Annotated in this window: 1 protein-coding gene; it reads right to left on the bottom strand. The window is 75.4% G+C overall.

Going from position 1 to position 540, the window contains the following annotated elements; genetic code table 11:
• On the bottom strand, window positions 1–540 hold a 540-nt coding region (locus tag HMPREF0591_RS30175; protein WP_007172701.1), incomplete at both ends, for a glycosyltransferase family 2 protein.

Raw genomic sequence — 540 nt, 5'->3', positions numbered from 1 at the left:
GCGGCCAGCGTGCCGGCCGCGTGTGCGGGCATCCGGCCCGGCCCCTCGCCGATCATGTCGCGCCAGGCGCGCCCGTACTTGCGCCGCATCAACGCGTTGTCGCGGTTGCCGACCTGCGCCCGCACGCTCGACCACCGGGTCGCCGCCGCGACGGGATGCGTCGAGCGACGCTCGCCGCGCACGATCGTTCCGCCGGCGGCCACGATCCGCACCGCCAGGTCGGAATCCTCGCGGTAGGCGCGCGGGAACCGCTCGTCGAAGCCGCCGACCGCCACAAGCATGTCGCGGCGATACGCCATGTCGGCGGTGATCCATTGCGCCGCAGAGAGTCGCAGCGTGCGGCGCTCGTCGTCGGTGGGCCGCCGGGATCGCCGCGCCGGCACCTCGATCACCGCCTGTGAGCCCGCGGCGTCCGCCGCCTCGGCGGCCTTGAGGTCGATCGCCAGCGCCGACTTCCATTCCGGGCCCGGCACCACGTCGTCGTCCAGGAAGCACACCCACGGCGCGCCGGTGGCCCGCCAGCCCACGTTGCGCGCGGCG

This window comes from Mycobacterium parascrofulaceum ATCC BAA-614 (assembly GCF_000164135.1).
Classification (GTDB): Bacteria; Actinomycetota; Actinomycetes; order Mycobacteriales; family Mycobacteriaceae; genus Mycobacterium; species Mycobacterium parascrofulaceum.
Note: the sequence above shows the minus strand (reverse complement) of the source record. Positions and strands in the feature narration are given on the sequence as shown.